Annotated in this window: 11 protein-coding genes; 3 read left to right on the top strand and 8 right to left on the bottom strand. The window is 73.6% G+C overall.

Annotation, left to right across the window (positions count from 1 at the left end; genetic code table 11):
* Positions 1 to 131: 131 nt before the first annotated feature.
* Genes ACFV0Q_RS31345 through ACFV0Q_RS31335 form a run of 3 tightly spaced genes read right to left on the bottom strand, consistent with a single transcriptional unit; the run spans position 132 to position 3,680 of the window.
* Positions 132 to 767 carry a histidine phosphatase family protein gene (locus tag ACFV0Q_RS31345; RefSeq protein WP_385009867.1) on the bottom strand — a complete coding sequence of 212 codons (636 nt, stop codon included), beginning with the start codon at positions 765 to 767 and terminating at the stop codon, positions 132 to 134.
* Between the two features lie 44 nt (positions 768 to 811).
* Positions 812 to 2,560: an asparagine synthase (glutamine-hydrolyzing) gene (asnB, locus tag ACFV0Q_RS31340; RefSeq protein WP_385009866.1), complete on the bottom strand. Its 1,749-nt coding sequence runs from the start codon at positions 2,558 to 2,560 to the stop codon at positions 812 to 814.
* A 10-nt stretch (positions 2,561 to 2,570) separates the two neighbouring features.
* Positions 2,571 to 3,680 (bottom strand): hypothetical protein, encoded by a 1,110-nt coding sequence (locus tag ACFV0Q_RS31335; protein ID WP_385009864.1) that lies wholly within the window; start codon positions 3,678 to 3,680, stop codon positions 2,571 to 2,573.
* A gap of 183 nt (positions 3,681 to 3,863) precedes the next feature.
* Between ACFV0Q_RS31335 and ACFV0Q_RS31330 the strand changes: the two genes are divergently transcribed.
* Positions 3,864 to 4,361: an NUDIX domain-containing protein gene (locus ACFV0Q_RS31330; protein ID WP_385009862.1), complete on the top strand. Its 498-nt coding sequence runs from the start codon at positions 3,864 to 3,866 to the stop codon at positions 4,359 to 4,361.
* Between the two features lie 42 nt (positions 4,362 to 4,403).
* Here ACFV0Q_RS31330 and ACFV0Q_RS31325 read toward each other — a convergent pair whose 3' ends face one another.
* Positions 4,404 to 5,438: a hypothetical protein gene (locus ACFV0Q_RS31325; RefSeq protein WP_385009861.1), complete on the bottom strand. Its 1,035-nt coding sequence runs from the start codon at positions 5,436 to 5,438 to the stop codon at positions 4,404 to 4,406.
* A gap of 191 nt (positions 5,439 to 5,629) precedes the next feature.
* A complete protein-coding gene (locus tag ACFV0Q_RS31320) occupies positions 5,630 to 6,334 on the bottom strand; it encodes an SDR family NAD(P)-dependent oxidoreductase (RefSeq protein WP_385009859.1) in 705 nt (234 codons plus the stop codon).
* A 181-nt stretch (positions 6,335 to 6,515) separates the two neighbouring features.
* Between ACFV0Q_RS31320 and ACFV0Q_RS31315 the strand changes: the two genes are divergently transcribed.
* Together ACFV0Q_RS31315 and ACFV0Q_RS31310 are read left to right on the top strand one after the other, a co-directional pair.
* Positions 6,516 to 7,091 carry a hypothetical protein gene (locus ACFV0Q_RS31315; protein WP_385009857.1) on the top strand — a complete coding sequence of 192 codons (576 nt, stop codon included), beginning with the start codon at positions 6,516 to 6,518 and terminating at the stop codon, positions 7,089 to 7,091.
* Entirely contained in the window at positions 7,088 to 8,095 is a 1,008-nt protein-coding gene (locus ACFV0Q_RS31310; protein ID WP_385009855.1) for a phosphotransferase, read from the top strand. The genes ACFV0Q_RS31315 and ACFV0Q_RS31310 overlap by 4 nt, the downstream gene beginning before the upstream one ends.
* Before the next feature lie 9 nt (positions 8,096 to 8,104).
* Here ACFV0Q_RS31310 and ACFV0Q_RS31305 read toward each other — a convergent pair whose 3' ends face one another.
* The 3 genes from ACFV0Q_RS31305 to ACFV0Q_RS31295 form a co-directional block, all read right to left on the bottom strand.
* Entirely contained in the window at positions 8,105 to 9,247 is a 1,143-nt protein-coding gene (locus ACFV0Q_RS31305) for a hypothetical protein (protein ID WP_385009853.1), read from the bottom strand.
* A gap of 27 nt (positions 9,248 to 9,274) precedes the next feature.
* Positions 9,275 to 10,084 (bottom strand): histidinol-phosphatase, encoded by an 810-nt coding sequence (locus ACFV0Q_RS31300; protein ID WP_385009851.1) that lies wholly within the window; start codon positions 10,082 to 10,084, stop codon positions 9,275 to 9,277.
* A 4-nt stretch (positions 10,085 to 10,088) separates the two neighbouring features.
* Positions 10,089 to 10,562 (bottom strand): SDR family NAD(P)-dependent oxidoreductase (locus ACFV0Q_RS31295; protein WP_385009849.1); only part of this gene is annotated, 474 nt, incomplete at its 5' end.

Here is a 10,562-nt window from a genome sequence, read left to right as displayed (position 1 = left end):
CCCCGATCGTCGCCCAGCGCCCCCCCCCCTTCACCCCCGGCTGACCCCGCACCGGGACGCCGCCACGGCCGTCCCCGAAGGCCGTCCCCGAAGGCCGTCCCCGAAGGCCGCCGCCGCGGATCCGGCGGCCGTCAGGCGAGGGCGTCCAGGTGGCGGGTGTCGCCGAGGCGGACGACCTGGCGGTTGTGGAAGAAGTCGTCCTCGCGCAGCGTGGTGATGCTGCCCGAGGGCGCGCGGAAGTTGACGTAGCCGAGGGAGGCGGCCGGCATTCCGATCCAGGCGGCGACGACGAAGGTCAGGGCGTAGCCGTGGGTCACCACGATCTGGTGTTCGCGGGGGTGGTCGAGGATCTCGTCCATGACCGCGTAGATCCGGCGGGCGAAGGCTTCCTTGGTCTCGGCCTCCCGGACGCCCTCCTGGTGTGCCATCCGGTCGCCGACGGCGGGCGGGGGGAGGAACCGCTCGTCCAGCCACGCCTGCGGCCTGCCCTCGGCCTCGCCGTACGACTTCTCCCGCAGCCGCTCGTCCAGCACCGGCTTCACGTCGAACAGGCCGCCCACCTCCTCGGCGGTCCGCCGGGTCCGCAGCAGGTCCGAGGAGAACAGTTCGACCTCGGCCCCCTCGGGGACGGCGTCGCGCAGCGCCCGGGCGATGGCGGCGGCCTCGCGCAGGCCCGTGGGGGTGAGGTCGGAGTCGTGCCACCCTCCGACCAGCCCCTCGACGTGGTGGGTGGCCTCCGGGTGGGTGACGACGTGGATGGTGCGCACGGGTGGTGCCTTTCTGGAGAGGGGACCGCGTCCTGCCGGACGGGTTACGGGAGGGACAGTTCGAGGATCATCAGACCCCACAGCAGGCGGGCGTGGTCGCGGCCCCGCCCGTGTTCGGTGAGGACGTCGCGTACGGCCGCCGCGTCGAGGAAGCCGTACGCGCACAGGCGCGGCCGCGTCAGGGTGGCGACGGCGAACTCCGACAGTGCGGTGCCGGGTGCCATGAAGGCGCGTACGGGGAAGGTGAACGGCTGCTTCTGGCGGGTGCGGACGGCCTCCGGGACGAAGGGCGCGCCCGCGTCCCACAGGATCCGCTTGCGCCGGGACCCGTCGACCTTCCAGGTGTCGCGGGTGCGCCGGGCGAAGCGGGTGACGGCGGGCTGGCAGTAGGGCACGCGGCCCTCGACGGCGTGCGCCATGGAGAGGTGGTCGAGTTTGCGCAGGTTGAGGCCCGGCAGCTTGTGCAGCCGGTCGAAGCCGAGGATCTGCTCCAGCCGCGAGGGGGCGGGCCGGCCCAGCAGTTCCAGGGACCGTTGCCGGCTGCTCCCCTCGGCGTCGAGCAGGGCCCGGTACTCGCGGGTGTAGAGGCCCCGGTACTCGGCTTCGGGGACCAGCGACAGCCGGTCGAGGTAGCGCGGGCGCCAGGCGGGGTCCTCGGCGGCGAGGGCGGTGCTGTAGCGGCGGTAGCCGCCGAACTGCTCGTCCGCGCCGTCACCGACGAAGCAGACCCGGAAGCCGCTGTCGGCGATCTGCCGGAACAGGACGTACGCGCTGAGGGCGTGCGGGGTGGCGTTGGGCATGCCGAGCGCGCTCACCGTCGCGGGGATCAGCGCGGGGAGTTCCGCCTCCCGGATCTCCACCACGTGCAGGGGGATCCCGGCGTACGCGGCGGCGCGGCGGGCGTAGTGCTCCTCGTCGGAGTCGTGCCGTCCCTCGTGGGTGACGTGGAAGCCGGTGACGTCGGGGCGCAGGCCGCCGAGGAGGGTGGCGAGGACGGCGGAGTCGAGCCCGCCGGACACCTGGACGGCGACGGGGGCGTCCTGGAGGGACATCCGCGCCACCTCTTCGGCCAGCAGGCCGGCCAGCCGGCCGGGCGTGTGGTCCTCGTCTGCGGCCTCCGTATCGGAGTCGGCGGTGGCGGAGAGGTGCCGCTCGGCGCCGCCGCCGTCGTGGACCAGCCGTTCGCCCGGGCGCAGCGAGGACACTCCGGCGTACCAGGAGGCCCCGTCGGGCAGGCACTGCCAGTTCATGTAGTGGTCGACGGCGAACGGGTCCACGCCGAGGGGCCGTCGGAGCAGTGGCGCGAGCCCGCCGAGCTCCGAGGAGAAGGCGATGCCCCGGTCGGTGACGGCGTAGTAGAGGCTCTTGACGGCGAGCGGGTCGCTCCACAGTTTCAGCCGGGGCGGGCCGGTGCGCAGGTCCACGACGGCGATGGCGTACATGCCTTCGAGGCGGTCCACGAAGCGGTCGCCGTGGAGTTCGTAGTAGGGGACGAGGACGGAGCCGTCGGAGTCCCCCTCGACCTGTACGCCGTGGCGGGCGAGTTCCTCCCTGATGGCGCGGAAGTTGTAGATCTCCCCGTTGAAGACGGCGTGGACGGTGCCGTCGGCGTTGGCGAAGGGCTGGTGTCCGTGGCCGGGGTCCTGGATGGAGAGGCGGTTGCAGCCGAGGCCCCAGCGTTCGCCGCGGGCGTGGCGCTGCTGGTCGGGGCCGCCCGGGAGCTGGGCGTCGCGGGCGGCGTCGAGCGCGGCCGCGTCGAGGTCGAGCCCGAAGTAGCCGTAGATGCGGCACACGAGGGGCCCCTCAGCCGGACTGGTTGTTCTCGCCGGCGGGCGCCGTGCGGCCGGCGGCCCACTGGCGCAGCGGGAGTCCGTGCGCGGCTTCGCCGCGCTTCTCCAGGGCGGCGAGCAGGTCGCGCAGCGGGGGCACGTCGTCGGAGGCTTCGCGTGCGCGGAAGGAGTACTCGTTGGAGATCTCCGCGTTCCAGCTCATCGTGCGGTGGAGTTCGCCCTGGAGCAGGCCGAGGAACTCCTCCCGTCCGACGAAGGCGTCGGCGCCGTCGCGGGCCCGGCGGATCTGGGCGAAGGCGAGGTCGATGAGGTCGAGCCATTCCAGGACGGTGCCGGCCACGGCGTCCGGTGTGGCCGGGCCGAGGGTGGCGAGGCGGCGGTAGCGTTCGGCGAGCGGGGCGAGCGGCTCGGGGAGGCGGGAGAGGAACCGGGGCAGGTACTTGGGGTTGCGGTTGGTGTTCCCGTACACGTGGGTGAGGCCCCGGAAGGTGTCGACGCCGAGCTTGCGGGCGGCGGTGAGGGCGCACGCGTGGTCGCCCTGGGCCCACATGCCGGCCAGGTCGCGGAAGTCGGGGTAGCTGCCGACGGCGGTGCGGAAGGCCGTGTAGCAGATCTCGCCGGGGCGCAGTTCCGCCGTGATCTTCTCGTAGGCGGCCCGGTTCGTCAGCGGGACGCCGTACGTCAGGCGGGACAGGAGCCGGAAGTCGACGGCGGAGGCGGCGAAGGCGGAGGACTTGCGGGCGCGTCCCCGCATGTGGGTGTACAGCTGCGCGTGCGCGGCGAGCATGGCGGTGATCTCCGGCGCCGTCCAGTACTCGACGTCGACGCCGAGCAGGCTGTGCGGAAGGTAGTCGAAGCTGGCCTTCACCCGGTCGCCGCTGGTGTAGTACCGCATGTGGCGCGCGCGGGGGAAGGTGTCGCGGTGGAACCTGCCGTCCTCGGCGGGGGCGATGACGGAGAAGTCGAAGTCCGAGGACGGGGTGCCGGAGCCGTCGACGAGCGAGCCCGACAGCATCAGGACGTCTCCGTCGGCGAGGTGGATCTTTTCGAGCACCTCCGCCTCGTCGAAGTCGTCCATGCCGGTGACGGCGGAGATGTGCGTGCGGAAGGAGGGCAAGACCACGGGTCCCCTCTCGGTGGGTGGGTCGGGGTGTCCTGGTGGAGTGGACACCGTAGAAGAGGGTTCATCGGGGCATCAAGGCCGCGGTTTCGGCCGTTCTGTGTGCGTTTCCTGTCCGGATATGCCCCCTGTATCGGTATCTGCGAAAACCCGGTGCGCGGGCCGGGTCGCGGATACCGTGGCCCGATGACCGAGGTGAATCTCCGGCACGCCGTACGTGCGCTCGTCCTCGACGAGGCCGACCGCCTGCTGCTCTGCCGGTTCGTGCTTCCGGACCCCTCCGGGCAGATCGTGGTGTGGGCCGCTCCGGGGGGCGGCGTCGCGCCGGGCGAGACCCTTCTGGGCGCCCTGCGGCGGGAGTTGGACGAGGAGGTGGGGCTCGCCGTCACCGGCGATCCGCCGCACGTGTGGCACCAGGAGGTCCTCGACCCGGGGATGAGCCGCGGGTACGACGGGATCGTCAACGACTACTTCCTGGTCCGCACCGCGTCGTTCACGCCGCGCGGGACGCTGGCCGACGACGAGCTCGCCGCCGAGAACATCCACGGGATCCGGTGGTGGCCGCTGCGGGAGGTCGTGGAGTACGGCGGTCCGGACCTCTTCTCGCCGCGCGACCTCGGGACCCCGCTGACGGCGCTGGTCCGCGGCGGGGTTCCCGTACGGCCCGTGCCGCTCGGCCTCTGAGCGGGCCGCCCGCGCCGCCCGGCCGGCGCCCGCGCACCGGTGTCACGGCGTCGCGATCCGTGCGCGGAGGTGGCCGGAGAGCCGGTCGACCTGGCGGCGGACGTCCTGGAACTCGTACCGGAAGCGGAAGGTCGGCAGGGAGGTCAGGGCCTGCCGGGTGCGGCGCAGGCGTTCCGGGGCCGGCTCGTGGCCGAAGATGTTGAGGTGTTTGTTGGGCAGTGCGAGGACGTGCCGGTCGAGCAGCGCGCCCCGCTCGGCGGGTGCCACGGGGGCCAGTTCGGCTTCGGACGGGTGGTCGGCCAGGCTCAGGTGGACGATCGCGTCGACCCGGGCGGACCGGCCGATGCCGGTGCCCAGGAGGTCCGCGTACTCCCAGGGGTAGATCAGCGCCGTCCCGTGCCGTTCGACGCCCGAGTCGCGCAGGCTCAGCAGCGTCTCGTTGGCGGGGTGGGTCAGCGAGGCCCGGACGGCCTCGGCGCGGTCCTTGCCGAACAGCAGGTCGAGGGTGTCCAGCCGGACGGAGATGGACCGGGGCCAGCCGGCGCCGGTGACGCCGCCGCCGTCCCGGTCCGCGGTCAGGCTCACGTCGTCGTTGCAGACCATGACGCCGGCTCCGCCGAGCACGGCGGCCATGACGAACGAGGTCTTGCCCGCCCGGCTGCCGCCGACCACGGCGACGCCCAGGCCGCCGAGCCGGACCAGGCCCGCGTGCAGGAACAGGACGCCCTGCCGGCTGGCCTCGCTGCGGTGGATGGCGCGCGTGGCGCGCAGCAGGGACTGGGTGACCCACGACTCGCCCCGGGGGGCGAGGTGGTACAGCTCCTTGCGGGGATGGTCCACGGCGTAGTCGACGGCGCTCTCGCCCTGGGCGGTGACCGAGTGCGGTACGGCGCCCCGCGGGGGCGCCGCGTCGGCGATGGTCCGCCAGGTGCCCGGTTCGCGGGGGCCGGGCAGGAGGGTCAGGTAGGGGGCGGCGAGGCGGTCGATGTGCTCGGCGACGGGACGTGAGCAGCTGAGGCCGGTGCGTGCGAAGGGGGAACGGACGACGTAGTGGTGCGTGGTGCCGGAAGCGGTCATGTGCGTGCATCACCCCGAGGTCTGGGTCCGCGCCCGAAGGGGCAGCGTGGTGGCGGCGAACCGCGCCGGGGCGAATCCCCCCGGTACCGTCCGGTTCGGCCAGGTGATATGTCCGGTGCGAGCCTAGGTCGGCCGGTCGAACCGTGACAAGGGCGCCTCGGACGGACGGGCGCGCCGGGCTCGTGCGCCGGTTACGCGGGCCCGTCCCCCACCCAGGGCCCGCGGGTGTCCCAGCCCAGCTCCCGCAGGCCCCGGAAGAAGCGGCCGTTGGAGGCCTCGGCGGGGGCGTCCAGCAGCCGTACCAGGTCGGCCGCGGCGGGTGCGGGGTCGTGCGGGGCGGACGGCGTGCCCATGCCGGTCCGGATCCAGCCCGGGCAGTAGGCGAAGGCCGACAGGTCCCCGGGGCGGTCCGCGAAGTGCCGGGCCACGGTGAGGACCAGGGAGTTGGCGGCCAGCTTCGAGGAGCGGTAGGCGAAGGAGGCCCCGTCGGCGTCCTGGAGCCGGCCCATGCCCGAGGAGACGTGGACGATCCGGCCCGAGGCCCGCGCCATCATGAGCGGCGCGTACCGCAGGACCAGCCGGGCCGCGGCGAAGAGGTTGACCTCGAAGGTAGTCCGCAGGTCGTCGTGGGAGAGCGCGAAGAGGTCCCCGTAGCCGCGGCGGGGGTCGTCGAGGTACACCCCGGCGTTGTTGACGAGCACGTCGACGTCCTCGGAGGCGAACAGGTCCTCCGGGACCGGTTCGCGCAGGTTCACGCGGCGGTAGTCGTCCAGCGCGTCGTGCCCCGCGGCGGCGGCGAGGCCCGCCCCCAGCACGCGGTACCCGGCGGCCTTGAGCGCACGGCACAGGTGCGCGCCCAGGCCGCGGGAGACACCGGTCACGAGCGCGGTCGGCATGCGGGCGACAGTAGCGGCGCCGCCGGGATCTGTCTGCCGTCGGAATCCGGCCGTCCGCGGCGGCGGGGGCCCGTCGGCCCCTAGGATCGGGAGCGGACGGGTCCTGTCGGCCGGGTCGGCGGCGGGGCGGAACGGCCGGGCGCGCCGAGGTGCGCCGGGGCACGACGAGGGGAGACGGCACATGCGCCGGCGTCGCCTGCTGGTCACGGGTCCGAGCGGGACGGGGACCACGACGCTGGGGCGTTCCCTGGCCTCGCGGTGGGCCGTTCCGCACGCGGACGTCGACGACTACCTCTGGCTGCCGACCTCGCCGCCCTACACCCACAAACGCCCCGCCGAGGAGCGGCTCGCGCTGATGGAAGCCCTGTTCGTGCCGCGCGACGCGTGGGTGCTGTCGGGGTCGCTGCGGGGCTGGGGCGACGGCGTCATCGCGCGGGTCGACGCGATCGTGTACCTGTCCCTCGAAGGGGAGCGCCGCATGGACCGGCTGATGCGCCGCGAGGTGGTCCGGTACGGGGACACGATCGCGCGCGGCGGCCGGCTGGAGTCGGCGCACCGGGAGTTCCTGGACTGGGCGCGGGGCTACGACGAGAGCACGGTCACCAGCCGGAGCCGGGACGTGGACGACCGCTGGCTGGCGGAGCGGCCGTGCCCGGTGCTGCGGCTGGACAGCTCCCAGCCGGTGGCCCGGATGGCGGCGGCGGTCGACGACTGGTTCGACGGCAAGCCGGACGGGGACGGCGGCGGCCCGGCGTGAGCGGGCTGCCCGGGCCCTCGGTCGGGCGGGTCATGGAGGTCATCGCGGCCGGGCGCGCGCGGGCCCTGGAGGGCCGGGGCGTCAACGCCTCGTACCGGGTCGCCGACGGCGGGCGGCAGCTCTCGGTGAAGGTGCACTGCCCGGAGCGGTCCACGGACACGGAGCTGCGGCGCGTCACGGCCGTGGACGCGGCGCTGCGCGGGTGCGCCTGGTACCCGCCGGTGATCGGCCTGGGGCTGCACCCCGGGGAGCGGCCGCGCATGGTGGTGATCCGGCCGTTCGTGCCGGGAGCGGCGTCCGAGGACGCGCGGGAGCACGTCGCCGCGCTGGCCGGCGTCCTCTCCGCCCTCGCGGCGGGCGCGGACAGACTCGCCGTGGCGGAGGACACCGTCGGGGACTACGCGTCGCCGTGGCTGTCCGACGGGCAGCAGGAACGGGCCCTCGTGGAACCTTTTCTGACCGGGCATCGGGTGGGATTGGCCCGGGCCGTGGACGCACACCTGGGTCAACTCTCGGACAGCGCAGCCCGGTTGACCCACACGGACGCCCTGGTGGTCCACCACGGCGATCTGCACGGCCGGAACCTGATCCGCGGAGACGGAGAGGGAGACGGAGACGGCGACGGCGACCAGGGGCCGTTGACCGTCATCGACTGGGACGAGACCGGTTTCTCCCGGCGGCCCGCCGACGCGGCCAAGGCCCTGTGGCTCACCTGCCGCCGCGGCCGCGGCGACTTCGTACTGGACGGGGCGGCGGTCCGGCGCTTCCTGGAGCACCTGCGCACCGCCCCGGGCCTGCCGTACGCGGACGCCGCGGACCTGGCCCGGCTCGGGGCCCTGTGGTTCCTCCCCCGGCGGGAGCACCTGCTGCTGCTCGGGGAGCGCGGCGCGAGCCTCGTGCCGTGGTACCTCGACTGGGTCGCGCGGTTCTGGGCGCGCCTGCCCGGCAATCTGGAGCTGGTGACCGAGGTGGCGGCGGCGGCCGGGCGCCGCCACCGCCCCTGAGCGGCGGGTTCACGCCCGGGCGGCCTCCCTGACCCCCTCCGCCAGCCGCGCCACGTCGGCCGCCCCGCCCAGGGTGCAGCGCAGTACGGGCAGCTTCGCGAGGTGCTCCAGGAAGGCGTCGAGCGAGGGGGGTGCGCCGGGCCGCCGGACGGGTACCTCCAGCCAGTCCTCGCCGTAGAGGTTGTCGTCGAGGGAGAAGCAGTTCCGTGCGATCACCTCGGCCGCGTACGCGGCGCTCGCGGCTTCGAGGGAGTAGCCCGCCGCGAGGTCGACGCGCGGCAGGATCACCCCGGCGAGCGGTGCGTCCGGCACGACCTTCACGCCGAGGTGGCGCTCCACCTCCCGGGAGCTGAGCTTCAGTTTGTCCTCGCCCTGGAACCGGTCCCAGTCCGAGTCCGGCGGCGGGAAGCCGGCCCGTACGGACCAGTTCCCGAAGCCGGTGATGCCCATGACGTCGAGCGAGCCCTTGTTGATGGCGAGCGGCAGCGGGCAGGCCGTGACGTGGTACGCGTCGTGGCGCCGGTCCAGGTGCATGCGGTCGTTGCCCATCCAGCCGGACGAGGGCAGCAGGCGGGCGAGCGCGACGGCCGTCGTGGACTTACCGGCTCCGGAGTCGCCGACGACCAGGTAGGCGCCGTGGTCGTGGACGAACGCCGAGGAGTGCAGGACGAGCGAGCCCTCGGCCTTGGCGATCCTCGTGGCCGCGTCGCGGATGATCCGGGTGAGCCACCGGTCGCCCAGGTTCGAGCGGGGACGCACGATCGTGACGCGTCCCTCGGTGCGGATCAGCGCGGCCGCCTCGTCGGAGTTCACGTCGCGGAGGGTGAAGACCGTGAAGGTGTCGGCGGTGTAGCGGGGCAGCCGGTAGTGGCGGGTGAGTTCGTACTCGCCCGGCACGGCGGCGCCGGCGGCCTCGCGCAGCAGTTCGTCGATGTCGGCGGGGTCGCGCGCGAGGTCGACGATGGTGAGGTCCGGGTCGGGTTCGTGCGGGGAGTCGACGACCCCCAGCATGCCCTGGGGGGAGAAGGTCTCCGAGACGAGGCCGTCGGCCCCCGGCGAATCGGTGACGATCTTCAGGGGCTGGCCGCGGACGCGCAGGAAGCGGGTCGTCGCGCCGGCGGGGTCGTGGCGGGTGAGTTCGATGGCCTGCATACGGGCTCCAGGGGCTGTTCGGGTCGGTCAGAGCAGGGGCAGGGTCCGCGGGGTCCCGCGGCGGAACACCGTCCAGGTGCGGAAGCCGATGCCGCGCAGCACTTCCACGGCCTGCTCGTACTGGTCGGCGACGCGTTCGGGGACGTGCGCGTCGGAACCGAAGGTGATCGGTACGCCGAAGTGGTGGGCCCGTTCCAGTACGTCCGGTTCGGGGTACCAGCCGCCGCACTTCTTGGTGCCGCCCGAGGTGTTGAGCTCCATCACGCAGCCGGAGTCCCGGATCGCGCGGAGCATCTCGTCGGTGGCGGCGGGCGCGGGCACGGCGCCGAGGACGGGGTGGTTGCCCTTGAGGGCGTCCACGTGCCCCATGACGTGGAAGATCCCGGAGCGCGCCGACGCGGCGACCTCCTGGAAGAACCGGGCCTTGACCGCCGGGAGTTCGGACTCGTCGACCGTCTCCCACCGCGTGGTGTCGAAGATGTCCCGGTCTTCGAACATGTGGACCGAGCCGATGACGTAGTCCAGCGGGAGACCGCTCAGCGCCTGGCGGTAGGGCTCGGTCCCGCCGGGGAGGTAGTCGGCCTCGGCGGAGACGAGGATCTCGATGCGGCCCTCGAACTCCTCCTTGAGCGCGAGGGCTTCGGCGATGTAGGCGGGGAAGTGGGATTTGGGCATGGCCACGCGCGGCAGGGCCTGGTCCTCGTCGGAGGCGAACATCGGGGCGTGGTCGGAGAGGCCCAGGACGTGGACGCCCCGGTCGAGGGCCGCCGTGACGTAGTCGCGCAGCGATCCGGTGGCGTGCCCGCACCGGTCGTGCTGGGTGTGGAGATCGATCACCGTGTCAAACCGCCAGATATCCGCCGTCGACCGCGAGGTCGGTGCCCGTGATGAAACTCGCCTCGGAGGAGAGCAGGAACACGATGGGGGCCGCGACCTCCGCCGGATCCGCGAAGCGCCGGAGCAGGAACTTCCCGCCGTGTTCGGGGGCGGCCTCGGCCGTCGCCCGGTCGAGGCCGAGGACCTCGCGGTGGTAGCGCTCGTTGTTGGCGTTCCACACCGTCCCGGGGCTGACCGAGTTGACCCGGATGCCGCGCGGGGCGAGGTCCTGGGCGGCGCACCGGGTGAATCCGAGCACGGCCGCCTTGCCGGTGTTGTAGGTGAGGTAGCCGCTCTGCGCGATGTGCGCCGAGATCGACGCCATGTTCACGATCGCGGCCCCGGCGTCGCGTTCGGGCAGTCCGGCGACGAACTCCCGGGTGACGAGGGAGAGTCCGACGATGGTGGGGTCGAGGGCCGCGTGCCATTCCTCCGGGGT

The sequence above is a fragment of the Streptomyces sp. NPDC059564 genome (assembly GCF_042735575.1).
GTDB lineage: Bacteria > Actinomycetota > Actinomycetes > Streptomycetales > Streptomycetaceae > Streptomyces.
The sequence above is the reverse complement of the archived record's forward strand: the minus strand, read 5'-3'. Positions and strand labels throughout refer to the sequence as shown.